General features: G+C 60.7%; 23 protein-coding genes. 13 read left to right on the plus strand and 10 right to left on the minus strand.

From position 1 onward, the window contains the following. Positions 1-59: 59 nt before the first annotated feature. The 3 genes from betC to JFU58_RS11205 all read left to right on the plus strand — a co-directional run bounded on the left by betC (position 60) and on the right by JFU58_RS11205 (position 4244). Positions 60-1574 (plus strand): choline-sulfatase, encoded by a 1515-nt coding sequence (gene betC / locus JFU58_RS11195; protein ID WP_201140675.1) that lies wholly within the window; start codon positions 60-62, stop codon positions 1572-1574. A gap of 16 nt (positions 1575-1590) precedes the next feature. Next, positions 1591-2511: a choline ABC transporter substrate-binding protein gene (choX, locus tag JFU58_RS11200; protein ID WP_177069839.1), complete on the plus strand. Its 921-nt coding sequence runs from the start codon at positions 1591-1593 to the stop codon at positions 2509-2511. 164 nt (positions 2512-2675) lie between these two features. Then, on the plus strand, positions 2676-4244 hold the full coding sequence (locus JFU58_RS11205) for a SulP family inorganic anion transporter (RefSeq protein ID WP_201140676.1): 1569 nt from the start codon (positions 2676-2678) through the stop codon (positions 4242-4244). Positions 4245-4358: 114 nt separating this feature from the next. Here the strand turns inward: JFU58_RS11205 and aroE are convergent, their stop codons facing one another. Together aroE and hemF are read right to left on the minus strand one after the other, a co-directional pair. Beyond that, positions 4359-5177, minus strand: a complete 819-nt coding sequence (aroE, locus tag JFU58_RS11210; protein WP_201140677.1) for a shikimate dehydrogenase — start codon at positions 5175-5177, stop codon at positions 4359-4361. Continuing rightward, positions 5177-6106 (minus strand): oxygen-dependent coproporphyrinogen oxidase, encoded by a 930-nt coding sequence (hemF, locus tag JFU58_RS11215; RefSeq protein ID WP_003213625.1) that lies wholly within the window; start codon positions 6104-6106, stop codon positions 5177-5179. The genes aroE and hemF overlap by 1 nt, the downstream gene beginning before the upstream one ends. A 158-nt stretch (positions 6107-6264) precedes the next feature. Between hemF and JFU58_RS11220 the strand changes: the two genes are divergently transcribed. Next, complete coding sequence (locus JFU58_RS11220) at positions 6265-7242, plus strand: NADPH:quinone reductase (RefSeq protein ID WP_076013283.1); 978 nt, start codon at positions 6265-6267, stop codon at positions 7240-7242. Positions 7243-7372: 130 nt separating this feature from the next. Here the strand turns inward: JFU58_RS11220 and JFU58_RS11225 are convergent, their stop codons facing one another. The 3 genes from JFU58_RS11225 to JFU58_RS11235 all read right to left on the minus strand — a co-directional run bounded on the left by JFU58_RS11225 (position 7373) and on the right by JFU58_RS11235 (position 9931). Then, positions 7373-7930, minus strand: a complete 558-nt coding sequence (locus JFU58_RS11225) for an L-threonylcarbamoyladenylate synthase (protein WP_017477928.1) — start codon at positions 7928-7930, stop codon at positions 7373-7375. 54 nt (positions 7931-7984) lie between these two features. Beyond that, the gene (dprA, locus tag JFU58_RS11230; protein WP_063033735.1) at positions 7985-9079 is read right to left on the minus strand and encodes a DNA-processing protein DprA; all 1095 of its coding nucleotides are present in this window, start codon (positions 9077-9079) and stop codon (positions 7985-7987) included. 63 nt (positions 9080-9142) lie between these two features. Continuing rightward, complete coding sequence (locus JFU58_RS11235) at positions 9143-9931, minus strand: peptidoglycan-binding protein (protein ID WP_201140678.1); 789 nt, start codon at positions 9929-9931, stop codon at positions 9143-9145. A gap of 150 nt (positions 9932-10081) precedes the next feature. On the opposite strand from JFU58_RS11235, the gene def reads away from it, so the two are divergent. Genes def through JFU58_RS11260 form a run of 5 tightly spaced genes read left to right on the plus strand, consistent with a single transcriptional unit; the run spans position 10082 to position 14638 of the window. Next, entirely contained in the window at positions 10082-10588 is a 507-nt protein-coding gene (def, locus tag JFU58_RS11240; protein WP_003213617.1) for a peptide deformylase, read from the plus strand. A 57-nt stretch (positions 10589-10645) separates the two neighbouring features. Continuing rightward, the gene (gene fmt / locus JFU58_RS11245; RefSeq protein ID WP_201140679.1) at positions 10646-11605 is read left to right on the plus strand and encodes a methionyl-tRNA formyltransferase; all 960 of its coding nucleotides are present in this window, start codon (positions 10646-10648) and stop codon (positions 11603-11605) included. Beyond that, a complete protein-coding gene (gene rsmB / locus JFU58_RS11250; RefSeq protein ID WP_201140680.1) occupies positions 11602-12912 on the plus strand; it encodes a 16S rRNA (cytosine(967)-C(5))-methyltransferase RsmB in 1311 nt (436 codons plus the stop codon). The genes fmt and rsmB overlap by 4 nt, the downstream gene beginning before the upstream one ends. A 22-nt stretch (positions 12913-12934) precedes the next feature. Beyond that, positions 12935-14308: a Trk system potassium transporter TrkA gene (gene trkA, locus JFU58_RS11255; protein ID WP_003213611.1), complete on the plus strand. Its 1374-nt coding sequence runs from the start codon at positions 12935-12937 to the stop codon at positions 14306-14308. 18 nt (positions 14309-14326) lie between these two features. After that, positions 14327-14638: a tetratricopeptide repeat protein gene (locus JFU58_RS11260; RefSeq protein WP_201140681.1), complete on the plus strand. Its 312-nt coding sequence runs from the start codon at positions 14327-14329 to the stop codon at positions 14636-14638. A 129-nt stretch (positions 14639-14767) separates the two neighbouring features. Here the strand turns inward: JFU58_RS11260 and JFU58_RS11265 are convergent, their stop codons facing one another. Both JFU58_RS11265 and JFU58_RS11270 read right to left on the minus strand, forming a co-directional pair. Beyond that, on the minus strand, positions 14768-15655 hold the full coding sequence (locus JFU58_RS11265) for a lysophospholipid acyltransferase (protein ID WP_003213605.1): 888 nt from the start codon (positions 15653-15655) through the stop codon (positions 14768-14770). Between the two features lie 40 nt (positions 15656-15695). Then, complete coding sequence (locus JFU58_RS11270) at positions 15696-16253, minus strand: DNA-3-methyladenine glycosylase I (protein ID WP_201140683.1); 558 nt, start codon at positions 16251-16253, stop codon at positions 15696-15698. 81 nt (positions 16254-16334) lie between these two features. On the opposite strand from JFU58_RS11270, the gene glyQ reads away from it, so the two are divergent. From glyQ to JFU58_RS11290, 4 genes are all read left to right on the plus strand, one after another. After that, a complete protein-coding gene (gene glyQ / locus JFU58_RS11275; RefSeq protein ID WP_003213601.1) occupies positions 16335-17288 on the plus strand; it encodes a glycine--tRNA ligase subunit alpha in 954 nt (317 codons plus the stop codon). Continuing rightward, entirely contained in the window at positions 17285-19339 is a 2055-nt protein-coding gene (gene glyS, locus JFU58_RS11280) for a glycine--tRNA ligase subunit beta (RefSeq protein ID WP_063033741.1), read from the plus strand. Before glyQ ends, glyS begins: the two co-directional genes overlap by 4 nt. Beyond that, entirely contained in the window at positions 19339-19878 is a 540-nt protein-coding gene (gene gmhB / locus JFU58_RS11285; protein ID WP_172834592.1) for a D-glycero-beta-D-manno-heptose 1,7-bisphosphate 7-phosphatase, read from the plus strand. The genes glyS and gmhB overlap by 1 nt, the downstream gene beginning before the upstream one ends. A gap of 84 nt (positions 19879-19962) precedes the next feature. Further along, on the plus strand, positions 19963-20733 hold the full coding sequence (locus JFU58_RS11290) for a lysophospholipid acyltransferase family protein (protein ID WP_010168506.1): 771 nt from the start codon (positions 19963-19965) through the stop codon (positions 20731-20733). Positions 20734-20913: 180 nt separating this feature from the next. Here JFU58_RS11290 and JFU58_RS11295 read toward each other — a convergent pair whose 3' ends face one another. The 3 genes from JFU58_RS11295 to JFU58_RS11305 form a co-directional block, all read right to left on the minus strand. After that, positions 20914-23205 carry a CHASE2 domain-containing protein gene (locus JFU58_RS11295; protein ID WP_063033742.1) on the minus strand — a complete coding sequence of 764 codons (2292 nt, stop codon included), beginning with the start codon at positions 23203-23205 and terminating at the stop codon, positions 20914-20916. An 18-nt stretch (positions 23206-23223) separates the two neighbouring features. Beyond that, positions 23224-24210, minus strand: coding sequence for a FecR family protein (locus JFU58_RS11300; protein ID WP_446739978.1), 987 nt, complete (start codon positions 24208-24210; stop codon positions 23224-23226). A gap of 274 nt (positions 24211-24484) precedes the next feature. Next, positions 24485-24736 (minus strand): hypothetical protein, encoded by a 252-nt coding sequence (locus JFU58_RS11305; protein WP_063033744.1) that lies wholly within the window; start codon positions 24734-24736, stop codon positions 24485-24487. Positions 24737-24816: the final 80 nt, after the last annotated feature.

The raw sequence follows: 24816 nt of genomic DNA on the forward strand, positions 1-24816 counted from the left end.
GATTTCCATGGCCTGCATGCTCATTCGCATAAACGTTGACTATGGAATGCCGCGAAACCATGAAGCGCAAGAACATTCTTTTTATCATGGCCGATCAGATGGCCGCGCCGATGCTTCCGTTCTACGGTCCTTCGCCTATCAAACTGCCAAACTTGAGTCGCCTCGCCGCTGAGGGCGTGGTGTTCGACGCCGCTTACTGCAACAGTCCGCTGTGTGCGCCATCGCGCTTTACCCTGGTGAGTGGGCAGTTGCCGAGCAAGATCGGCGCCTACGACAACGCGGCCGATTTCCCCGCCGACGTGCCGACCTATGCCCACTACCTGCGCCGCCTCGGCTACCGCACCGCGCTGTCGGGCAAGATGCATTTTTGCGGCCCCGACCAGCTCCACGGTTATGAAGAACGCCTGACCAGTGATATCTACCCGGCCGACTATGGCTGGGCGGTGAACTGGGATGAGCCGGACGTGCGTCCCACCTGGTACCACAACATGGCGTCGGTGCTGCAAGCCGGGCCATGCGTGCGCACCAACCAGCTGGATTTCGACGAAGAGGTGGTGTTCAAGGCCCAGCAGTATCTGTTCGACCATATCCGCGAGGACGGCGACCAGCCGTTCTGCCTGACCGTGTCGATGACCCACCCACACGACCCGTACACCATTCCCAAGCCGTTCTGGGACCTGTACGAAGACAACGACATCCCGTTGCCTGCAACGCCACCACAAGCAGATCTCGACCCTCACTCCCAACGCCTGCTCAAGGTCTATGACCTGTGGGACAAGCCGCTGCCGGTGAACAAGATCCGCGATGCGCGCCGCGCCTACTTCGGTGCGTGCAGCTACATCGACAGCAACGTCGGCAAGCTGCTGCAAACCCTGGAAGACACCGGCCTGGCCGACGACACCATCATCATCTTCTCCGGCGACCACGGCGACATGCTCGGCGAGCGCGGGCTCTGGTACAAAATGCACTGGTTTGAAATGGCCGCCCGGGTGCCGCTGCTGATCAGCGCGCCGGGGCAGTTTGCGGCGGGCCGCGTGACGGCTGCCGTGTCCACCGCTGACCTGCTGCCCACCCTGGTGGAAATGGCCGGCGGCCAACTCGACGCCAACCTGCCACTGGACGGACGCTCGCTGGTCTCGCACTTGCAAGGGCAGGGCGGGCACGACGAAGTGTTCGGCGAGTACATGGCCGAGGGCACCATCAGCCCGCTGATGATGATCCGGCGGGGCGCCTACAAGTTCATCTACAGCGAGGACGATCCTTGCCTATTGTTCGATGTGCACAACGACCCGCACGAGCGGGAAGAACTCAGCCAGTCACCGGAACACCGGCCACTGTTCGAGGCGTTTTTGAGTGAGGCGCGGGCCAAGTGGGACATCCCGGCGATCCACCAGCAGGTGCTCGCCAGCCAACGCCGTCGCCGCCTGGTATTCGAGGCGCTGACCCAAGGCAAGCTGAAGAGCTGGGACCACCAGCCACTGGTAGACGCCAGTCAGCAATACATGCGCAACCATATCGACCTCGACGATCTGGAGCGCAAGGCACGTTTTCCACATCCCTGCCAAAACCAATAAAACTGAGGGGAAGGCCATGCAAAAGTTATCCACCGTGTTGAGCGTTGCGCTGCTGGCATTGAGCAGTGCCGGCGCCTACGCGGACTCAAGCTGCGACACCGTGAAGATGGCCGATCCGGGCTGGAGCGATATCGCCGCCACCAATGCCATTACCGGTTTCCTGTTGAACGGCATGGGCTACAAGGCCAAGGTTGACACCCTTGCGGTGCCGATCACCTTTGGCGGGCTCAAGGACGGCCAGGTGGATGTGTTCCTGGGTAACTGGATGCCGGCGCAGCAGGGCTTCTACGACAAGTTCGTGGCCAATGGTGATGTGGTGCAACTGGCGAAAAACCTCGATGGCACCGAGTTCACCCTCGCCGTGCCGGATTATGTGTGGGACGCCGGGGTGCATGATTTTGCCGACCTGAACACGTTTGCCGACAAGTTCGACAAGAAGATCTACGGCATCGGTTCGGGTGCGCCGGCGAACATCTCGTTGCAGGAAATCATCAAGAAAAACGACTTCGACCTGGGCCAGTGGAAGCTGATCGAGTCCAGTGAACAGGCGATGCTGGCCGAAGTGTCCCGGGCGGTGAAGAAGCAGAAGTTCGTGACCTTCCTCGGCTGGACGCCACACCCGATGAACGTGCAGTTGAAGATGCATTACCTCAAGGGCGGGGAAAAGTACTTTGGTGACACCGGCAGCGTGTATACCTTGACCCGCAAAGGGTATGCGCAGGCCTGCCCGAATGTGGGCAAATTGCTGACCAACCTGAGTTTCACCCAGGAGATGGAGAACGCCATCATGGCGGAGGTGGTGAACAAGAAGGTGAGCAACGCTGATGCGGCGAAGGCCTGGATCAAGGCGAATCCGGCGGTGCTGGAGAAGTGGCTGGACGGGGTTAAAACCGTCGACGGTCAAGATGCGCTGGCCGCCGTAAAAGCCAAACTCTAACGCTTCATGTGGGAGCTGGCTTGCCTGCGATGGCATCACCGCGGTGTCTCTGTGAGACCGCGGCGCCTGGATCGCGGGCAAGCCCGGCTCCCACAGTAAGCGGACTCCCACAGTGCGGCGTTTGTCCTGATACCCTGATCCAAACCTATCAATCCGAGCCCTCAATGCCCTGGCCCAACCGCCACAAACTCTTCCCCTTCCTCAACTGGCTCCCGCGCCAAACCCGCGCCAGCGTCGGGCGAGATGCAATCGTTGGGCTGAGCGGTGCAGTCCTGGCATTACCGCAATCCATTGCCTACGCGCTGATCGCCGGTCTCCCACCGGAGTACGGCCTGTACGCCGCGATCATCCCGGTATTGATCGCCTGCTTGTGGGGCTCTTCCTGGCACCTGATCTGCGGTCCTACCGCCGCGATTTCCATCGTGCTCTACGCCAGTGTCAGCCCGCTGGCCGTGCCCGGGTCCCAGGACTACATCACGCTCATCCTGTTGCTGACCTTCCTGGCCGGCGTCTTCCAATGGCTGCTGGGGATGCTGCGCTTCGGTGCCCTGGTGAACTTCGTTTCACATTCAGTGGTGCTCGGCTTCACCCTCGGCGCGGCGGTGGTAATCGCCTTGGGGCAATTGCCCAATCTGTTGGGGCTGGACCTGCCCAGCCAGACCACGGCGATCAACAGCCTGCTTGCGCTGATCAACCATGCCGGGGAATGGAATCATCCTTCACTGGTGCTCGGGCTCGGCACCTTGCTGGTGGGGGTGCTGCTGAAATTGTGGGTGCCGCGCTGGCCCACACTGCTGATCGCGCTGGCCTTGGGTAGCCTCACCCCATGGCTATGGCCGGCGATGTTCGGGCAGGTGGCGTTGGTCAGTTCATTTGTTGGCAAACTGCCGCCGTTCAGCCCGCTGCCGATGGACTTGGACTTGGTCCTGCGCCTGCTGCCGAGTGCCGTGGCGGTGGGCATGCTGGGGCTGGTGACCAGCCTGTCGATTGCGCGCTCACTGTCGGCCCGCTCCCAGCAATTGCTCGATGCAAATCAGGAAGTGCGCGCCCAGGGTTTATCCAACATCGTCGGCGGATTTTTCTCCGGGTACTTGTCGGCGGGCTCCTTCACCCGGTCGGGTCTGAGTTATGAGGCAGGCGCCTGTTCGCCGCTGGCGGGGGTGTTTTCCGCACTGTGGGTGACGTTGTTCGCGCTGTTCGGTGCGGCATTGATCGCGCATATCCCGATCCCGAGCATGGCCGCCAGCATCCTGCTGATTTGCTGGGGGTTGGTGGACCATCGCGGTATTCGGGCGCTGTTCCGGGTCAGCCGCGCAGAGTTTGCGGTGATGAGCCTGACCTGCATTGCCACGCTGTTGCTGGAGTTGCAGACGGCGATTTACGCCGGGGTGCTGGCGTCGCTGTTTTTCTACCTCAAGCGCACCTCGCAACCGCGGGTCCAGCAATGGCGTGACGGTGAGGACGATGTGCTGCGGGTCGGCGGGTCGATCTTTTTCGGCGCCAGCCATTACCTGCAAGTACGGCTGCAAAGCCTGCACGGCCAGCGGGTGGTGATTGAGGCACAGCAGATCAACTTTATCGACTATTCCGGAGTGGAGATGCTGCACCAGGAAGCGCGCCGATTGAACGGATTGGGGCGCAGCCTGGCGTTGCGCAAGGCCCGGCCGCAGGTGGTGGAAGAGTTGAAGAAACTGGAAGGGGCGGAGAAATGCCCCCTCCATTTCGAAGACTGAATGCGGTTAAAACTGTGGAACGGGCTTGCTCGCGAATGCGGTGTGACAGTCGCCGTATGTATCGACTGATCCACCGCATTCGCGAGCAAGCCCGCTCCCACATTTAGATTTGCTTCAGGCCAGTTGCCTACGCAGTTCAGCTAATACCGGCGCCGAATCCGGGCGCACGCCGCGCCACAGGTAGAACGCTTCCGCCGCCTGCTCCACCAACATTCCCAGGCCATCCATCGCTACCGCGGCGCCCTGATCATTGGCCCAACGGCAAAACGCCGTAGGCTCTTTGCCGTACATCATGTCGTAGCAAAAAGTCTTTCCGGGTTCGATTAGGCTGCCCGCAATCGGCGGTACATCGCCTGACAGGCTGGCGGAGGTGGCGTTTATGATCAGGTCCACCGGCTCACGCAGCCAGTCGAAACCGCTGGCGGACACCGGGCCGAGGTCGTCGAACAGTTCGGCGAGCAATTCGGCCTTTTCCACAGTGCGGTTGGCGATGATCAGCGAAGCCGGCTGCTCAGCCAGCAACGGCTCCAACGCACCGCGCACCGCACCACCGGCGCCCAGCAGCAGGATGCGTTTGCCTTGCAGGCCGAACCCGGCATTCACCGTCAAATCCCGCACCAGGCCGGCGCCGTCGGTGTTGTCTCCCAACAGGCTGCCATCGGCAAGCTTGCTCAGGGTATTCACCGCGCCGGCCCGTTGGGCGCGTTCGGTCAGGGTGCTGGCCAGTCGATAGGCCTCTTCCTTGAACGGGACGGTGACGTTGGCACCGCGGCCTTGTGCGAAAAATGCTTTCGCACAGCCGGTGAAATCATCCAGTGGTGCGAGCAAGGTGCTGTAGTCCAGTTGCTCACCCGTTTGTTCAGCGAACAGACGGTGAATCAGCGGGGACTTGCTGTGGCCGATGGGGTTGCCGAAGACGACATAACGATCCATCACACCGCCGCCTTGGGCAGCACGCCCAGCCAGTCGCGATCTTGCAGGAAATAATCGGTGAGACGCGCTTCTTCGCTGTCCGGTGCGGCCTTCCAGTCGTAGCTCCAGCGCACCTGCGGTGGCAGCGACATCAGGATCGACTCGGTGCGCCCGCCTGATTGCAGGCCGAACAGGGTGCCACGGTCGTAGACCAGGTTGAACTCGACGTAGCGGCCACGGCGGAACTCCTGGAACTCACGCTGCTGCTCGGTATAGGCCATGGCCTTGCGGCGCTGGACGATTGGCAGGTAGGCGTCGATGTAGGCATCGCCGATGGCGCGCATGAAGGCGAAGCTGGTGTCGAAGTCCCACTCGTTCAAATCATCGAAGAACAAACCGCCGATGCCCCGGGGTTCGTTGCGGTGCTTGATGTGGAAGTAGGTGTCGCACCAGGCCTTGTAGCGCGAATAAACGTCCGGGCCAAACGGCGCGCAGGCCTGCTCGGCGACGCGGTGCCAGTGGATGCAGTCTTCTTCGTTGCCGTAGTAGGGCGTCAGGTCGAAGCCGCCACCGAACCACCATACCGGCTCTTCGCCTTCTTTTTCAGCGATGAAAAAACGAACGTTGGCGTGGGAAGTCGGCACATGCGGGTTGTGCGGGTGGATCACCAGCGACACGCCTAGGGCTTCAAAACCGCGACCGGCCAATTCCGGGCGATGCGCGCTGGCGGACGGTGGGAGGCCGCTGCCAAACACGTGGGAAAAATTAACGCCGCCTTTTTCGATTACCGAACCGTTTTCGATCACACGGGTACGACCACCGCCGCCGGCAGGCCGGGTCCAGGCGTCTTCGATAAAGCGAGTGTCCGTCTCAAAGGTTTCCAGGGCGCTGCAAATGCGGTCTTGCAGGTCGAGCAGGTAGGCTTTGACAGCCTCGGTGCGGGTAGTCATGACATCACCTTGAATCGGGCAAAGCTACGCGAGGCCATTGGGCGTCGGCGGCAAATGGGCGCACAGGATACCACTGCACCCACTACTGCCACAGTTGACGAAGATCAAGCTTAGGAGTCCGATAGGGGGCTACGCGAAATGACTTAAGGAGAGTGCAGATGGCCAAACGTATCCAGTTCCGTGCCCATGGCGGCCCCGAAGTACTTGAGTATGTGGACTACACCCCCGCAGAACCCGGCCCGCAGCAGGTTCGCGTGCAGAACAAGGCCATTGGCCTGAACTTCATCGACACGTATTTCCGCAGCGGCCTGTACGCACCACCGGCCTTGCCGTCGGGTCTGGGCGCTGAAGGCGCTGGCGTGGTTGATGCGGTGGGTAGCGAAGTCACTCAATTCAAGGTCGGTGATCGCGTGGCTTATGGCAGCGGCCCGCTGGGTGCCTACAGCGAATTGCATGTGCTGCCGGCTGCCAACCTGGTGCACCTGCCGGACGACATCAGCTTCGAACAGGCTGCCGGGGCGATGCTCAAGGGCCTGACCGTGCAGTACCTGCTGCGCCAGACCTATGAGTTGAAGGGCGGCGAAACCATTCTGTTCCACGCCGCTGCCGGTGGCGTGGGCTCGCTGGCGTGCCAATGGGCCAAGGCCCTGGGCGTGAAGTTGATCGGTACCGTCAGCTCGCCGGAAAAAGCGGCGCTGGCCAAATCTCTCGGTGCCTGGGAAACCATCGACTACAGCAAGGAAAATGTCGCACAACGCGTGCTGGAACTGACTGACGGCAAGAAATGCCCGGTGGTGTACGACGGTGTAGGCAAGGACACCTGGCTCACGTCCTTGGACAGCGTGGCGCCACGCGGGTTGGTGGTGAGTTTTGGGAATGCTTCGGGGGCTGTGGATGGGGTTAACCTGGGGATTCTGGCAGCGAAAGGTTCGCTGTATGTGACCCGGCCGACCCTGGCGACTTATGCCAACAACCCGGAAAACCTGCAGGCGATGGCGGATGACCTGTTTTCGATGATCATCAGTGGCAAGTTGCAGATTGATATTAATCAGCGGTTTTCGCTGGGGGATGCGGCGAAGGCGCAGATTGAGTTGTCGGCGCGGCGGACGACTGGGTCGACCATTCTGTTGCCATAGGGCGTTGGATTTTCAGCGGGTTTGAGGGCCTCTTCGCGAGCAAGCCCGCTCCCACATTTGAATGCGCTCCGCCTTTGGAATGCGGCCGAATGTGGGAGCGGGCTTGCTCGCGAATGCAGGCGACTCGGTCTCAGGAAGGGCGCACAACCTCGCCCGTCGCCAGATCCCGAATCAGACTCGGATTCTTCCGCCCCCCAAGATTCCCGCCCAACACTAGATCCACCTGCCCACGGAAATACTGCTCCACACGAATCCGCGTGCGCGCCGCCGGGCGGCCCTGTGGGTTGGCCGAGGTGGAAATCAATGGCCCGACCAACGAGCACAGATCCCGCACTTGCGGATGATCAGTCACCCGCAACGCCACTGTGTCATGCACCCCGGTAATCCACTCGGGCAACAAGTTCTGATGGGGCACCAGCCACGTATTCGGGCCAGGCCAGGTACTGGCCATGCGGTCCATCCACTCATCAGGAAAGTCTTCGAAGAGAAAATCGAACTGACGGATATTGTCGGCAATCAGGATCAGCCCCTTATCCACAGACCGGCCCTTGATCGCCAGCAACCGATCCACGGCCTCTTCGTTCCAAGGGTCACAGCCCAGGCCCCAGACCGCCTCGGTTGGATAGGCAATCACCGCGCCTGCGCGAATTTCTCGTGCGGCTTCTCGCACACGCCACCTGTTGACCATTACTCACTCTCCGGACTAAAGCTCTGCGCAGTTTACCGATCTTCGTTACAAAACCTAGCCGCGCGCAAGCCAGCGCCCGCTTTCGCAGATTACCCGGCCTTCCAGCTCGAGTTCCGTCAGGCTGGCCAGCACCTCGGACAAGGCCCTTCCGCTGGCAATCGCCAGGGCTTCACTGGTGTGGGGCGCCGCGTGCAACAGCGCCACCAGTGGGTGAGTGACCGCAATCGGTGCCGGGCGGGACAGTGCCTGCCAGCCGCGCAGGTTTTCGAGGATGTGTTCAATGGTTTCCACCAGCACCGCACCATCTCGAATCAATTGATGGCAGCCTTTGGCTCCAGGGTGATGGATCGACCCGGGGATGGCGTATACCTCGCGGCCTTGCTCCGCCGCCAGGCGTGCGGTGATCAGCGAACCGCTGGCCATGCTGGCCTCCACCACCAGCACCCCAAGGGACAGGCCACTGATAATACGGTTGCGGCGTGGGAAATTGCCGGCCTGGGGCGGGGCGTCCAACGGAAACTCGGAAACCACGGCGCTGCCTTGGGCAATCATCGCTTCGGCCAAGCGTCGGTGGCGCTGTGGATAAAAGTTTTCGAGCCCGGTGCCCAGCACGCCGATTGTATGTCCACCAACATCCAACGCCGCCTGGTGAGCAGCGCCATCGATACCCAGGGCGAGGCCGCTGGTGATGACAAAACCGGCACTGGCCAGGCTGCGGGAAAACGCGGCGGCGGTGTCCATTCCTGGCCTGGAGGCACGACGGCTGCCGACCATCGCCAATTGCGGTTTTTCCAGAATCGCCGGGTTGCCAGCGACGAATAATAGCGGGGGCGCGTCATCCAATTCTGCGAGCAATGCCGGGTAGTCGGGTTGGTCCCACATCAGCAAATGCTGGGCCGGACGCTCCAGCCAGGCCAATGCCGCACTGGCGCCATCACGTACTTCCTCGCAACGCCTGGCATCGGCGCTGGCCACCTTGAGGCCTAGAGAACGCCAGGCACTGGCCGGTGCGCTGATGGCTTTTGACGCAGAACCAAAGGCCTCGATAAGTTTTTTAAAGCCCTTGGGACCCAGTTCCGGCAGCCTGTGCAAGCGTAGTCGGGCTTCCAGTTCTGCTGGGGAAATTTCACGGTCATTCGTCGGTAACATTTGATCGTCCTTGATCGGAACAAGCTGTGGATAACTCTGTTGGTAACTTATTTAGCAACCTAATTATTGCCTTTGATCAGGCGCCTCAAAACGGTCCATTACCGCCAGCGAACGCGATGCGCCGAGCACCAGGCCGTAGCTGAGCTTTTCGTAGGTGCGGAACACCACCAGCGTCCCGGCAGGCTCATCAGGCATCTTCATCGGAACGCCGGTCACTCTGTCCCGAACGGTTTCACCGGCTTTCACCACGGCCAGCAAATGACCTTCCATCAGCCCGTCACGGCGGCCCTTGTTCAACGTCACGGCATCCAGCACGCCGATCTGCGTCACGCCCCGGGGCACGTCGATGATGTGCCCGGCAATGGCGCGGGCAGGCCACTGAACCACCAGGCTGGCCAGGTCCGTGGGTGCTTGCTGGCTGAGCAACCGGTCCCCGGGACGCACCTCCTGGGTCACCCGCTGCACACCCAATGTGCTGACGTCGCCCGCTATCACAAAACGTGCGGTGCCTATGTCGTCGGCGTTGATGCCCAGCCATTCCTGGCTATCGGGGTCGGTATAAGCCTTGCCCGGGCGGAAGATCCCGTAGCTTTGCACGGCAGGGTCCAGGGCCCCACGCGCATAAACACGCTCGCCATTGGCGCCCAATACTCGGCCGGCATCTGCTGCAATAATATAGGGAGCGTGGTCCAGTTCCTGGGGCGTATCGAGAATGCGGTTGTGCAGTAAAAAGCGCTGAATGGCTTGTTGCGTATGAAGCGGCAGCGGTTGACCCGCCTGTGGAAAGCTCGCGGGAACCTGGCCAACAACGGCCTGGGCCCACAGCAGCAAGACGAGTAGCGATTTCCTCATGGGGTGAATCTCCTTTATTATGTGCATTCGCGTGAAACGCCTTGGCCTTCGTGGCTTTCGGACGTTTTCCCACGGCACTTATTCCGGCACATCAAGGGTCCATCCCCGGCGCCGACTTGCCTTTACCTCACATGTGCAGCAATTACGCTTATGGCTATTTTGAACATCCTCGAATTTCCGGACTCACGCCTGCGCACCATTGCCAAGCCAGTGGCCGTAGTGGACGCCAAGGTTCGTCAGTTGGTCGATGACATGTTTGAAACAATGTATGAAGCCCCGGGTATCGGCCTCGCCGCGACCCAGGTCGACGTGCATCAGCGCGTCGTGGTCATGGACCTGTCCGAAGACCGCAGCGAGCCTCTGGTGTTTATCAACCCTGAGTTCGAAACCCTGACCGACGAGATGGGCCAGTATCAGGAAGGCTGCCTGTCGGTGCCTGACTTCTACGAGAACGTCGACCGCCCCCAGCGCGTCAAGATCAAGGCCCTGGACCGTGACGGCAAGCCGTTCGAGATGATTGCCGAAGGCCTGCTGGCGGTGTGCATTCAACACGAATGCGACCACCTCAACGGCAAGCTGTTTGTTGATTACCTGTCCACGCTTAAACGCGACCGGATCAAGAAGAAGCTGGAAAAGAAGCATCGCCAGCAAGCTTGATTCCCTTCTTTCAAAGGCTTGCTCCGGCAAGCCTTTTTCTTTTGTGAGACGTTTCCCATGACCGAGCCACTGCGCATCGTTTTTGCCGGCACCCCCGAATTCGCCGCCGAACACCTCAAGGCCCTGCTCGCCAGCCCGTATGAAATCGTGGCGGTCTACACCCAGCCCGATCGCCCGGCCGGTCGTGGGCAAAAGCTGATGCCCAGCCCGGTCAAGCAGCTGGCACTTGAGAACAACATTGTCGTGCTGCAGCCGCCAACCCTGCGCAACGCCGATGCCCAAGCCGAACTGGCTGCGCTGAAGCCGGACCTGCTGGTGGTGGTGGCTTATGGTTTGATCCTGCCTCAGGCCGTGCTGGATATCCCGCGCCTGGGCTGCATCAACAGCCACGCCTCGCTGCTGCCTCGCTGGCGCGGTGCGGCACCGATCCAACGGGCCGTTGAAGACGGTGACGCCGAAAGTGGTGTGACCGTAATGCGCATGGAAGCGGGCCTGGACACCGGCCCGATGCTGTTGAAAGTCACCACCCCGATTACCGCTGAAGACACCGGTGGCAGCCTGCACGATCGCCTAGCCGAGATGGGCCCGCCGGCCGTAGTCCAGGCCATCGCCGGCCTGGCTGCTGGCACCCTGGAAGGCGAAGTGCAGGACGACAGCCTCGCCACCTACGCCCACAAATTGAACAAGGATGAAGCCCGCATCGACTGGAGTCGTCCGGCCGTTGAGCTGGAACGCCTGGTACGCGCCTTCAACCCGTGGCCGATCTGCCACAGCACCCTCAATGGTGAAGCCCTGAAAGTATTGGCCGCCACCTTGGCCGATGGAAAAGGTGCCCCCGGCGAGATTATCGGCGCCAGCAAAGACGGCCTGTTGGTAGCGTGCGGTGAACAGGCGCTGTGCCTGACCCGTCTGCAACTGCCCGGCGGCAAGGCGCTGAACTTCAGCGATTTGTTCAACAGCCGTCGTGAGAAATTTGCCGTCGGCATCGTCCTCGGCCAAGCGGTAGACACCCTATGAACCCACGTCTGGCCGCCGCCAAGGCCCTGGCCGCCGTACTCAACGGCAAGGCTTCCCTCAACAGTTCGTTGCCGACCCAGCTGGATAAAGTCGAAGACCGCGATCGCGGCTTCACCCAGGACCTGGCTTTCGGCACCGCCCGCTGGCAGCCGCGGTTGTCGGCGCTGGCGGCCAAGCTGCTGCAAAAGCCGTTCAAGGCCGCAGATGCCGATGTCGAGGCGCTGCTGCTGGTGGGTCTCTATCAACTGCTCTACACCCGCGTCCCGGCCCACGCGGCCATCGGCGAAACCGTCGGTTGCGCCGACAAGCTGAAAAAGCCTTGGGCCAAGGCCCTGCTCAACGCCGTGCTGCGCCGCGCCCAGCGCGAAAGCGAAGCGCTGCTGGCCGAGCTGGAACATGACCCGGTGGTGCGCACCGCCCACCCGCGCTGGCTGCAAAAATCCCTGAAGGCATTCTGGCCCGAGCAATGGGAAGCCATCTGCGCGGCCAACAACGCGCACCCGCCGATGATCCTGCGGGTCAATCGCCGTCATCACACCCGCGACGCTTATCTCACATTGCTTGGCGAAGCCGGTGTAGCGGCCACGGCCTGCGTCTACAGCCAGGACGGCATCGTTCTTACAAAACCGGGCGATGTACGTAACCTGCCCGGGTTCGCCGAAGGCTGGATCAGCGTGCAGGACGAAGCCGCTCAACTGGCCGCCGACCTGCTGGACCTGGCCCCGGACCAACGCGTACTGGACGCCTGTTGCGCCCCCGGCGGCAAGACCTGCCACATCATGGAAGTACAAGCAGACCTGGCCGGTGTCGTCGCCGTCGACCTGGAAGCCAAGCGCCTGGTGCGTGTGCGGGAAAACCTCGCCCGCCTGGGCCTCAGCGCCGAGCTGATCGCCGCCGATGGCCGCGACACCGCCACCTGGTGGGACGGCAAGCCCTTCCAGCGCATCCTGCTGGACGCGCCGTGCTCCGCCACCGGCGTGATCCGCCGCCACCCGGACATCAAGCTGACCCGCCAACCCGACGACATCGCCGCCCTGGCCGTGCTGCAAGGTGAATTGCTGGACGCGTTGTGGCCGACCCTCGAAGTCGGCGGCATCCTGCTGTACGCCACCTGCTCGACGCTGCCCACCGAAAACACCGAAGTCATCGAAGCCTTCCTGGCCCGCACCAGCGGTGCACGAGAACTGGACCTCGACATCCAGGCCGGGATCAAGCAGCCTCATGGCCGCCAGTTGCTGGCCCAGGAAGGCGGCCACGACGGGTTCTATTACGCCAAGCTGATCAAGATTGCCGCCGCTCGCGGCTGAATGGTTTTAAGGGAGTGACCGGATGAAAATCATCATCCTCGGCGCAGGGCAGGTCGGCGGTACGCTGGCCGAGCATTTGGCCAGCGAAGCCAACGACATCACCGTGGTCGACACCGACGCGGAGCGCCTGCGGGATTTGGGCGACCGCCTGGATATCCGAACCGTACAAGGCCGTGCCTCGTTTCCTACGGTGCTGCGCCAGGCCGGTGCCGACGATGCCGACATGCTGGTGGCGGTCACCAACAGTGACGAGACCAACATGGTCGCCTGCCAGGTCGCCCACACCCTGTTCCACACCCCGACCAAAATCGCCCGGGTACGTGAGGCGGCCTACCTGACCCGCGCCGGGCTGTTCGACAACGACGCGATCCCGGTGGACGTGCTCATCAGTCCGGAACAGGTGGTGACCCACTACATCAAGCGCCTGATCGAACACCCAGGCGCCTTGCAGGTGATCGACTTTGCCGAAGGCAAGGCGCAACTGGTGGCGGTCAAGGCCTACTACGGCGGGCCGTTGGTGGGCCAGCAACTGCGCCAGTTGCGCGAGCACATGCCCAACGTCGAGACACGGGTGGCGGCGATCTTCCGTCGCGACCGGCCGATCCTGCCTCAGGGCGATACGGTGATCGAAGCCGACGACGAAGTATTTTTCATCGCCGCCAAGGCGAATATTCGCGCGGTGATGAGTGAAATGCGCCGTCTGGATGAGACCTACAAACGCATCGTCATCGCGGGTGGCGGGCAGATCGGCGAGCGCCTGGCCGAGGCCATCGAAAGCCGCTATCAGGTGAAGATTATCGAGATGAATCCGGCACGCTGCCGGTATTTGTCCGACACCCTCGACAGCACCGTGGTCCTGCAAGGCAGTGCCTCGGACCGTGACCTGCTGCTGGAAGAAAACATCGCCGACGCCGACATCTTCCTGGCGCTGACCAACGATGACGAAGCCAACATCATGTCGTCGTTGCTGGCCAAGCGGCTGGGGGCGAAGAAGGTGATGACCATCATCAACAACCCGGCCTATGTCGACCTGATCCAGGGCGGCGATATCGACATCGCCATCAGCCCGCAACTGGCAACCATCGGCACCTTGCTGGCCCACGTGCGGCGCGGCGATATCGTCAGTGTGCACTCGTTGCGCCGAGGCGCGGCGGAAGCCATCGAGGCGATTGCCCACGGCGACTCGAAGTCTAGCAAGGTGATTGGCAAGGCGATCCGCGATATCGGCCTGCCACCGGGTACAACCATTGGCGCAATCATTCGCGATGAAGAAGTGATCATCGCCCACGACGACACGGTGATCGCCACCGGCGACCATGTGATTCTGTTCCTTGTGGATAAAAAACATATCCGCGATGTGGAGAAACTGTTCCACGTGGGCCTGAGCTTTTTCTGATCAAACGGAGTGACCGACATGCTCGAATCCCTGGAAAAAATGCTCGCCAAGGGTGTGGATAACTCACTGCTGCGGTTTGGTTTGGGCAAGGGTTATCTGGATCTGAAGGACAACGCGAAGGCGGCGGAGCATTTGCAGAAGTGCGTCGAGTTTGATCCGAAGTATTCGGCGGCGTGGAAGCTGTTGGGCAAGGCGCAGTTGGGGCAGTGTGATAGTGCTGCGGCGCGCTTAGCTTGGGAGAAGGGTATTGAAGCAGCCTTGGCCCATGGCGATAAGCAGGCCGAAAAAGAAATGACGGTGTTCCTGAAGAAACTCGACCGCCAAGCCTGAAGAGATTCCTCTGGGAGCTGGCTTGCCTGCGATGCAGGCAACTCGGTCCTTCAGTTACACCGAGGTGATGCCATCGCGGGCAAGCCAGCTCCCACACTGGATCTGCAGGGGTCTACAGATCGACGTACATCAGTACCACCGCGCCTCACCCGGCGGGCGTTTCTTGAAGCGCTTCATGCTCCACATGTACTGGCTTGGGTAAGCCCCCACATACCGCTCAACCACCTTGCTCATCGCCGCACATGAAGTGGCTGTGTCGGTGCTGTACATATCTTCCGGCGCCGCTTCCAGGATCACTTTGTAGCCCGAGCCATCCGGCAGCCGCAGGGCATGCAGGAACACTCCGACCGCCTTGTGCCCCGCCAACATGTTCGGCACGAACTTGCTGGTCAGCGCCTGGGTGGCGAAGAACGGCACGAAGATCCCGGCGGACTCTGCCGGCTCCGGATCCGCAGGAATCCCCACCTGGCCGCCTTTGCGCACTTCCTTGATGACACTGAGGATGCCTTCCTTGGTGGACGCCGCCACGCGGTTACCCAGTTGCACCCGCTGTTTGCGCAGCAAGTCATCCACCGCCTTGAGCTTCGGCGGGCGGTAGAAAATTATCGGTTTGCACTGGCTGCAATAGAAGTGGTTCAACACTTCCCAGTTGCCAAGGTGGCTGGTGATGCCAACCACGCCTTTACCCGAGGCCAGAGCTTCGTGCAGCACTTCCAGGCCTTCGACTTCACGCACCAGGTCGATGGAACGCTGAGCCGGCCAGATCCAGGCGCAGGCGCTTTCGGTCAGGGACTTGCCGATGTCCATCAGGCTGCGTCCCACCAGGCGCTCGCGCTCGGCCGGGTCCATGTCGGGGAAGCATTTGGACAGGTTGATCCGCACCGTTTCGCGGGAGCGGTTGGGGGTTTTCCACATGATCCAGCCAATCGCCGAACCGACCGCTTGCACCGCGCGCCAAGGCAGCAGGGCAAACAACCGAAGAGCGCCTACCAGCAAGGCGCCTTTAAACTTTTCCACAGGTCACTCCTGATCGTGTGTGGTGCGCAAAACCGCCATTCTAACCGGCGTTGGCCAGGTCCGCGTAACGGTCGCAGTCCTGAGTGTGGTCCATGACCATGCCCGAGGCCTGCATGAACGCGTAGCAGATGGTGGGTCCGACGAACGTAAAGCCGGCTTTTTTCAGGGCTTTGCTCATCGCTTCCGCTTCAGGCGTAATCGCCGGAACCTGGCTGCGATCCTTGAAATGATTGACCTTGGGCATGCCGCCGACAAACGACCAGAGCCACCCCACAGGATCCTCCAGCGTCAGCCAGGCGGCGGCATTGCGTCGGGTGGCATTGAGTTTCAGGCGGTTACGCACGATGCCCGGATCGAGCATCAGCGCTTCAATCTCGGCATCGCTCAGTTGGGCCAAACGCTGTGCATCAAATCCAAACAAGACCTTTCGATAGTGCTCGCGTTTGCGTAAAACGGTGATCCAGGACAGGCCCGCCTGGAACCCTTCGAGCAAAAGCAACTCGAACAGTCCCTGCGCATCGCGCAGCGGCGTTCCCCACTCCTGATCGTGATAAGCCATGTACAGCGGATCTTCAGAACACCAAAAGCAGCGTGGCATAAGGCTCCAGGGGATGGTGGCGCGGCCGAATCGGGTATACTCCCGCTCTTTAAATCGCAGCCCAAGTAACAGGTGAATTTCGTGAGCCAGCCTACGCCAGCCGTGCGTACCTTCCAAGACTTGATCCTCGCCCTCCAGCAATACTGGGCCGAGCAAGGTTGTGTGGTACTTCAGCCCTACGATATGGAAGTAGGCGCCGGCACTTTCCACACCGCTACCTTCCTGCGGGCCATCGGCCCGGAAACCTGGAACGCCGCTTATGTGCAGCCCAGTCGTCGCCCGACTGACGGCCGCTACGGCGAAAACCCGAACCGCCTGCAGCACTACTACCAGTTCCAGGTGGTTCTGAAGCCGAACCCGGACAACTTCCAGGAGCTGTACCTGGGCTCGCTGAAACATGTCGGCCTGGACCCGCTGGTCCACGACATCCGTTTCGTCGAAGACAACTGGGAATCGCCAACCCTGGGCGCCTGGGGCCTGGGCTGGGAAGTCTGGCTCAATGGCATGGAAGTGACGCAATTCACTTACTTCCAGCAAGCCGGTGGCATCGAGTGCTACCCGGTGACCGGCGAGATCACCTACGGTCTCGAGCGTCTGGCCATGTACCTGCAAGGCGTGGATTCGGTCTACGACCTGGTGTGGGCTGACGGCCCGTTCGGTAAGGTCACCTATGGCGATGTGTTCCACCAGAACGAAGTGGAACAGTCGACCTACAACTTCGAACACGCCAACGTCGAGAAACTGTTCGAGCTGTTCGACTTCTACGAAAGCGAAGCCAAGCGCCTGATCGAACTGGATCAGCCGTTGCCGTTACCAAGCTATGAAATGGTTCTGAAGGCATCCCACACCTTCAACCTGCTGGATGCTCGCCGTGCCATCTCGGTCACCGCGCGCCAGCAATACATCCTGCGTGTACGCACCCTGGCGCGTTCCGTCGCCCAAGCCTACCTGCTGGCTCGCGCCAAGCTGGGCTTCCCGATGGCAACCCCGGATCTGCGTGATGAAGTGTTGGCTAAGCTGGAGGCTGCACAATGAGTGCTCAAGATTTCCTGGTTGAACTGGGCACCGAAGAGCTGCCACCCAAGGCACTGAACACCCTGGCCGACGCGTTTCTGGCCGGTATCGAAAAAGGCCTGCAAACCGCTGGCCTGAAGTTCGCAGCGAAGAAGGTCTACGCCGCACCGCGTCGCCTGGCGGTGTTGCTCACCGCGCTGGAAACCCAGCAGCCGGACCGCAGCATCAACCTCGACGGCCCGCCACGCCAGGCCGCTTTCGATGCTGAAGGCAACCCGACTCAAGCCGCCCTTGGTTTTGCCAAGAAATGTGGCGTCGAGCTGAGCGAGATCGACCAGAGCGGCCCGAAACTACGCTTCAGCCAGGTCATCACCGGTAAGCCGACTGCCAGCCTGTTGCCGACCATCGTTGAAGATTCCCTGAACGACCTGCCTATCCCGAAGCGCATGCGCTGGGGTGCGCGCAAGGAAGAGTTCGTGCGTCCAACCCAATGGCTGGTGATGCTGCTCGGTGACCAAGTCATCGACTGCACCATCCTCGCCCAGAAGGCCGGCCGTGATTCCCGTGGTCACCGCTTCCACCATCCTGAAGCCGTGCGCATCACCTCGCCGGCCAACTACGCCGCTGACCTGCGTGCCGCCTACGTGCTGGCCGATGCTAATGAGCGTCGCGAGCTGATCAGCAAGCGCACCGAAGAGCTGGCCCGCCAGCAGGAAGGCACCGCCATCGTGCCGCCAAGCCTCCTGGACGAAGTGACCGCTTTGGTTGAATGGCCAGTGCCGCTGGTGTGCTCGTTCGAGGAACGTTTCCTCGACGTGCCGCAGGAAGCACTGATCACCACCATGCAAGACAACCAGAAGTACTTCTGCCTGCTGGACGTCGACGGCAAGTTGCTGCCTCGGTTCATCACCGTGGCCAACATCGAAAGCAAGGACCCGCAGCAGATCATCGCCGGTAACGAGAAAGTCGTCCGCCCGCGCCTGACTGACGCCGAGTTCTTCTTCAAGCAAGACAAAAAGCAGAAGCTCGAAGACTTCAACCTGCGCCTGCAAAACGTGGTGTTCCAGGAAAAACTCGGCAGCGTCTACGACAAGGCCGTGCGCGTCTCCAAGCTGGCCGCCTACATCGCGCCACGCATTGGTGGCGATGCTGCCTGGGCTGCGCGTGCCGGCCTGCTGTCCAAGTGCGACCTGGCCACCGAGATGGTCGGCGAGTTCCCGGAGATGCAAGGTGTTGCCGGTTACTACTACGCCCTGAATGACGGCGAGCCGGAGGACGTCGCCCTGGCGCTGAACGAGCAGTACATGCCGCGCGGTGCTGGCGCCGAGCTGCCGACCACCCTCACCGGTGCGGCCGTGGCCATCGCGGACAAGCTGGATACCCTCGTCGGTATCTTCGGTATCGGCATGTTGCCTACCGGCAGCAAAGACCCGTATGCCCTGCGCCGTGCGGCCCTGGGTGTGCTGCGGATCCTGATCGACAAGAAGCTCGACCTCGACCTGACCCAGGCCGTGGTGTTCGCTGTCGGCCAGTTCGGTGCCAAGGTCAAGCAAGCGGGCCTGGCCGAGCAAGTGCTGGAGTTCGTGTTCGACCGCCTGCGTGCGCGTTACGAAGACGAAGGCGTGGACGTTTCGGTGTACCTGTCGGTACGTGCCCTGCAACCGGGTTCGGCGCTGGACTTCGACCAGCGCGTACAAGCCGTTCAGGCCTTCCGCAAGCTGCCGGAAGCCGGTGCCCTGGCCGCGGTGAACAAGCGCGTGTCGAACCTGCTGAGCAAGGCCGACAACCTCGGCAATGCCGAAGTCGACCCAGGCCTGTTTGCCGATGCCAAGGAGTTCTCGCTGAACTCGGCCATCGCCAAGGCAGAAAACGCAGTGAAGCCGCTGATCGCCGAACGTAACTACGCCGAAGCACTGGCGCGCCTGGCCACCTTGCGTGAGCCGGTGGATGCGTTCTTCGAAGCGGTGATGATCAATGCCGAAGATGCGGGTGTGCGGAAAAATCGCTACGCCATGCTGGCGCGTCTGCGTGGCTTGTTCATCAATATCGCTGACATTTCCGTACTGGGCTGATCATGTTGAAACTGCTGATTCTCGATCGGGACGGAGTGATCAATTACGACTCCGACGCTTACATCAAATCGGTGGCGGAATGGATTCCACTGCCCGGCTCGATCGAGGCCATCGCGCAGTTGAGCAAAGCGGGCTGGACGGTGGCTATCGCAACCAACCAGTCCGGCATCGCCCGCGGCTACTACGACATCGCCACCCTCGACGCCATGCACGCGCGCCTGCGCGCACTCGTGGCCGAGCAGGGCGGTGAAGTAGGGCTGGTGGTGTATTGCCCGCACGGCCCGGATGAAGGCTGCGATTGCCGCAAGCCCAAACCGGGTATGCTTAAAACTATTGCTGAACATTACAACGTGCCATTGGCTGGTCTATGGTTTGTCGGGGACAGCCTCGGTGACCTGGAAGCTGCCAAAGCCGTCGACTCTCAGCCAGTTTTGGTAAAAACCGGGAAAGGCGAAAAGACCCAGGCTAAAACCCTGCCGGTAGGTACCTTGATTTTTGACGATCTGGCGGCGGTTGCCGCAGAACTTATCAACAACTAGCAGCACTTCTGACTTCCTGACCAAGGATTGTTCGGGAGCGCGCTTTTAACAGGCGGGCGTTGTCCCGCAACGGTAAATGCCGCCATGTCGATTTTGCAGGCCATCAGAACCTTCTTCTTTTACCTGCTGCTGGGCACCAGTTCTTTCCTCTGGTGCACCCTGAGCTTTTTTATCGCGCCTTTTCTGCCGTTCAAGGCGCGCTATCGTTTCATCAACGTCTTTTGGTGCAACTGCGCGTTGTGGTTGACCAAGGTGTTCCTGAACATTCGTTTCGAGATCAAGGGCGCCGAAAACGTCCCTGACCAGCCCTGCGTGATTTTGTCGAACCACCAGAGCACTTGGGAAACCTTCTTCCTGTCTGCGTACTTCTCGCCCTTGAGTCAGGTGCTCAAGCGTGAGCTGCTGTATGTGCCGTTCTTCGGCTGGGCCATGGCCATGCTGCGTCCGATCGCCATCGACCGCGACAACCCCAAGGCAGCGCTCAAGCATGTGGCGAAGAAGGGCGACGAGCTGCTCAAGGACGGCGTTTGGGTGCTGATCTTCCCCGAAGGTACGCGGGTGCCCTACGGCACTGTGGGCAAGTTCTCACGCGGCGGTACGGCCTTGGCGGTGAACGCCGGCCTGCCGGTGCTGCCGATTGCCCACAACGCCGGCAAGTTCTGGCCAAAGACGGGCTGGGCCAAGCGTGAAGGCACCATCACTGTAGTGATTGGCGAACCGATGTATGCCGAAGGCGAAGGCCCACGCGCTATTGCAGCGCTGAACGACCGTGCCCAGGCATGGAATGAAGCTCAACAAAGGGCCATGGGTTCGCTGCCGCCAGAGCCGGTTGTTGTCGACACTCCGGTGATTTGAGTTTCTGTGGATAACCTGTGTACGGTTTGTTGGCGAATTGGGCTTTTTCAATTATAGGCTGCTGATTTACTTACATATTTCTCAAGCTCATAAAACAGCGGAAAAGGTGCATAAGTTTTTTCCGCATTAAAAAACCGGTCCTTGAGACCGGTTTTTTATGCACAGGTGAAAAGCAGCCGTTCACTCTCTCCACAATGGCAGCTGAAGGATGAAGGTCGTGCCTTCATCCACCACACTTTCGCAGCCAATTCGCCCACCATGGCGATCCACGACGGCCTTGACCATGGTCAGTCCCAATCCCAATCCCTCACTGCCTTGAGCAGAGGCGAAGCGCCGGTATTGAGCGAAGAGTTCTGGCAGGTCCTGCGCAGCGATTCCTCGTCCCTGGTCGCTGACGCGGCATTCCAAACGATCTTCGCGGCTGGTCAGGCTTAACGTCACGGTGGTCCCCGAAGGACTGTATTTGACCGCGTTCTCCAGCAGGTTGAACAAGGCGCGGGTCAGCAGCGATTGATCGGCCCAGACCATTTCCTCGCCGTCTTCATTCAGATCGTGGACCAGGTGGATGCCTTTCAACTGGGCGTGCACCGCGACTTGATCAAATGCGTCGAGCACCAGCATGGCAAACAGGCTGGGCTGGAATTGGTAGCCGTCAGATTCGGCTTTCGCCAGTTGCACGAATGATTCGGTCAGGTTCAGGGCGCGACGGACTTGTTGTTCGATCTGGCCAAATATTGGTGCTGCAGTGTCCTGGACATCCAACAGGGCGAGGATCGCCGAATGCGGAGCGCGCAGGTCGTGGGACAGAAAGCGCAGCAAGGTTTCCCGCTGCTGCTGGGCATCGCGCTCAATGCTCAGGTCGGTGAGGCTGAGTAGCCAGCCCAATGCCACGTCACCGTCCGCGGGCAGCAGCGGGGCCAGGTCGAGGCGCAGGCTACGGTTATGGGTGTCGCGGAATTCGACAATTTCCAGTGCCGACAGGGCAGGGCGAACGCCCTCCTGCAGCGGTGGGTAACCCAATGCTGCGAGCTGCTCCAAGAGGTTTTCCGCCACCAGCTCATTGCCGAATACATCACGGGCAATCCGGTTGGCCAGCAGGACGTTGCCCTTGGGGTCGGTAATCAACGTTGCTACCGGCAAACACTCCAGGCCATCGGCCATAAAGCGTCGCGTGTCCCGGGTACGGCTGACCGCTTGTTCCAGGGCAAAGATCCGTCCCTGCAATACATCACCTTGGTTGGCGGGCGCCCTACGCCGCTCCGGGAGCACTTTGGGTTCGTTGTCCAGGCGTGCCAGCTCCCAACCGAAGTAGGCCAGGATCACGCTCAGGCGCCGCCAGTTCCAGATCAGGTAGCTGAGCAACATGCCGATCAGGCAAGCCGCCGGGGACCACCAATGGCCCAGGCGCAACAGGCTCCAGGAACCGAGCAGCGCGGCGCTCATGCAACCGAGGGTTAGCCATAGTGCATAACGCGGACGAAACAACAGCGAGCCCAATAGCAGCGCGACCATGACGATGGCCAGCAGTGTCGCCATCCACGCAGGCAAGTCGACGATGCTACGCCCTTGCAGCAAGCCATTGAGAATGTTGGCCTGGATCTCCACACCGGGGGTGGTGCCGACGCTGGCTGACAGCGGCGTGACGTACCGGTCGCCCATACCCGGCGCAGTGGCGCCGACCAGGATCAAGCGGTCTCTCAGCAGCTCAGGCGGCACCTCGCCACGTAATACGCTGACATACGGCACGCTGGGAAAGCCGGCATGGCTGGCGATGAACGGAATTCGAATGGAGTTTTCACGCTGCCAGGTGTTGCTGTCCGTCGGACCGAGCGCTCCCGGCATGACGGATGGCTGGCCACTCAGTTCAAACGCCAACCAAGCGAGTTGGGGCGTCATGTTGCCTGGCGGGCCTTCGCGCAAATACAGGCTTCGAACGATACCGTCGCCGTCAGCTTCAACGTTGATATGGCCGACACCCCTGGCACAATCGCGCAAGGGCAGCACCGGCAGGATTTGCGCCACAGGTTGGTCGTAGCGGGGCGTGCCTTCGCGAATCAACGGCAACAGGACAGTGCCGGCGTTGCACATAGCCTCGGCCAGGCGCAGGTCATTGGCCGGCTCCCGGGCAGGCTCACTGAAGATCACATCAAACAGAATACTCGTGGGTTTGGCCGCGCTCAGCCGATCAAGCAGGTCGGCGTGTACGCGCCGGGACCAAGGCCATTGGCCGAGTTCCTTCAGGCTTCGGTCATCAATGGTCACCAGCAAGATGCGTGGATCCACCGGCAAAGGCGCCAGGCGCCGAAGGCTGTCATACAGCAGGTTGTTGAGAGAAAAGCCCGGGCTCAGTGACAGGAATGCCGTGATGGGTAACAACAACAGGCTGACCCAAAGCCATTCGCGCACCAGGCCATTGAACAGCCGCTGAGCCTGGGTCGGCTGACGCTTTTCAGCCCTGTGCCACAGCCTCACCGGTTAGCGTCCGGAGCACTATTGCACGCGGTTCGCGGGCGGGTAGTAGAAGATGTCATAGACCCCGGTTTCTCCCTCAAGCCCGTGTTCATCATAGGCCGACAAACGAACGTGATAGAACGATGCTTTGAGCCCAGTGAAGTGCATTTGCGGCTTGTCGGAGAAGTTTTCCTGCTTGATGTTCAGAAACGCCTTATCGGTCGCGACCTGGGCCCTGTAACGCTGGGCACCGGCTAACGGACGCAGGAACAGCGTCCATACCGGCGCATCGCCTTTTTGCCCGTCCTGGCCCACCAGACGTGGCGCATCCAGCAATTCCACGGGCTTGAGTTCGCCTTGTTTCTTGAATGCCAGACCTTGCCTCGCACCGACCTTCACTTCACCCGCAACCGGACCGGTAATGGGCTTCTTCTTGATCGGTCGTGGGCTCGGTGGAGCATCATCACGATTGACCGCGACCTGCCCATTGAGCACTTCCACCAGTGATTGTTCGCCGTCGTTGCGTACGCGAAAATGCGTGCCGCGCACACCGAGCACACCTACCGGTGTCACGATCTGGAAACGGTCATAGTCGCTGGCACGCTTGATGACATAAGCCTCAACCTGACCTTCTTCAAGTATCACCTGAGGGATCGATTGCTCCTCGACCAGGTGCAGTCGAACCTGGGAGCTGGACGGCAAGACAATCCGCGAACCGTCTCCCAGCAGAAGGCTGACAAACGCGTCCGGTGAGGTTTTCACACTATCCTGTTCATCAATGACCATGCCTTCTTCCAAGGCAGTAGACACGCCCTTGGCATCCAGCTTCCAAGCCTCGCCTGTCAGATGCTGCACCACCGCCGGCAGAGGCTGCGGACGGCACATCTGGTTGTCGTCAATGTAGGGCGCGCGGGAAGGGGCGGGACGTGCGAAAGCCGGCATACTCATGACGCCAAGCGTAAGGATCAAGCCTGAGCCCAACAGGGTAGAAATGGCAAAGCGGAATCGGCAGGGAAAAAAGGTCATGGCGCTCATCAAGATTCTAGTTCTAATGGGTCATCAGAAAGCACGTTCAGGAAGCGTCTTGCGCGGGAAGACCTTGAATACCGCCTACGATACTCGATGAGGTATCCAGTCGATAGCCGAAATGTCTGGGGCGTGGGATCTATGCAGAAGATGACACGTCCCTGTGTCGGAGCAATTCCCTCGCCCCAATCCGTGTGTCATCCAGCGACAACGAATTTACCTACAAGATAGGTGCATCGGATCGATTCGCAACATTTGTTCAGATTTGGCGGTGCTAAAACACCCAGCGTTGGTTCTGCTGTTGTTCGCTGAGCTGCTCAAAGGGTGAGTTGGCGAAGCCCATGCCGTTACCGGGTTCACTCAGGGTTTGACGCTCATCGAATGATGCAGGCATTACCGGCTTCGATGCCCCCACCGTTTCGGTCCCCAAGGTTGCCGCCATTACCACCAATACCAATCGCCCCCACACATTAATCTTTTCCAGAACAATCACACGCCTCGAAACAGCATAAAACCAGATTGCCATTGATCCTTTTCCTGAAGGTCTCGAGCCGGTATCTTCCCAGCTTGGGTATTGACGATTTCGAATGGCTACGGCCATTTGAT

Source organism: Pseudomonas sp. TH34 (assembly GCF_016650865.1).
GTDB lineage: Bacteria > Pseudomonadota > Gammaproteobacteria > Pseudomonadales > Pseudomonadaceae > Aquipseudomonas > Aquipseudomonas yamanorum.

What these genes read in the sequence shown, in the direction of transcription:
- JFU58_RS11235 (WP_201140678.1), bottom strand. Translation starts at nt 9,931, where the DNA reads ATGAGGAAATCGCTACTCGTCTTGCTGCTGTGGGCCCAGGCCGTTGTT.
- JFU58_RS11260 (WP_201140681.1), top strand. Translation starts at nt 14,327, where the DNA reads ATGCTCGAATCCCTGGAAAAAATGCTCGCCAAGGGTGTGGATAACTCA.
- JFU58_RS11220 (WP_076013283.1), top strand. Translation starts at nt 6,265, where the DNA reads ATGGCCAAACGTATCCAGTTCCGTGCCCATGGCGGCCCCGAAGTACTT.
- JFU58_RS11205 (WP_201140676.1), top strand. Translation starts at nt 2,676, where the DNA reads ATGCCCTGGCCCAACCGCCACAAACTCTTCCCCTTCCTCAACTGGCTC.
- choX (WP_177069839.1), top strand. Translation starts at nt 1,591, where the DNA reads ATGCAAAAGTTATCCACCGTGTTGAGCGTTGCGCTGCTGGCATTGAGC.
- aroE (WP_201140677.1), bottom strand. Translation starts at nt 5,177, where the DNA reads ATGGATCGTTATGTCGTCTTCGGCAACCCCATCGGCCACAGCAAGTCC.
- JFU58_RS11300 (WP_446739978.1), bottom strand. Translation starts at nt 24,210, where the DNA reads ATGACCTTTTTTCCCTGCCGATTCCGCTTTGCCATTTCTACCCTGTTG.
- def (WP_003213617.1), top strand. Translation starts at nt 10,082, where the DNA reads ATGGCTATTTTGAACATCCTCGAATTTCCGGACTCACGCCTGCGCACC.
- betC (WP_201140675.1), top strand. Translation starts at nt 60, where the DNA reads ATGAAGCGCAAGAACATTCTTTTTATCATGGCCGATCAGATGGCCGCG.
- fmt (WP_201140679.1), top strand. Translation starts at nt 10,646, where the DNA reads ATGACCGAGCCACTGCGCATCGTTTTTGCCGGCACCCCCGAATTCGCC.
- hemF (WP_003213625.1), bottom strand. Translation starts at nt 6,106, where the DNA reads ATGACTACCCGCACCGAGGCTGTCAAAGCCTACCTGCTCGACCTGCAA.
- glyS (WP_063033741.1), top strand. Translation starts at nt 17,285, where the DNA reads ATGAGTGCTCAAGATTTCCTGGTTGAACTGGGCACCGAAGAGCTGCCA.
- JFU58_RS11305 (WP_063033744.1), bottom strand. Translation starts at nt 24,736, where the DNA reads ATGGCAATCTGGTTTTATGCTGTTTCGAGGCGTGTGATTGTTCTGGAA.
- rsmB (WP_201140680.1), top strand. Translation starts at nt 11,602, where the DNA reads ATGAACCCACGTCTGGCCGCCGCCAAGGCCCTGGCCGCCGTACTCAAC.
- dprA (WP_063033735.1), bottom strand. Translation starts at nt 9,079, where the DNA reads ATGTTACCGACGAATGACCGTGAAATTTCCCCAGCAGAACTGGAAGCC.
- trkA (WP_003213611.1), top strand. Translation starts at nt 12,935, where the DNA reads ATGAAAATCATCATCCTCGGCGCAGGGCAGGTCGGCGGTACGCTGGCC.
- JFU58_RS11270 (WP_201140683.1), bottom strand. Translation starts at nt 16,253, where the DNA reads ATGCCACGCTGCTTTTGGTGTTCTGAAGATCCGCTGTACATGGCTTAT.
- JFU58_RS11290 (WP_010168506.1), top strand. Translation starts at nt 19,963, where the DNA reads ATGTCGATTTTGCAGGCCATCAGAACCTTCTTCTTTTACCTGCTGCTG.
- JFU58_RS11225 (WP_017477928.1), bottom strand. Translation starts at nt 7,930, where the DNA reads ATGGTCAACAGGTGGCGTGTGCGAGAAGCCGCACGAGAAATTCGCGCA.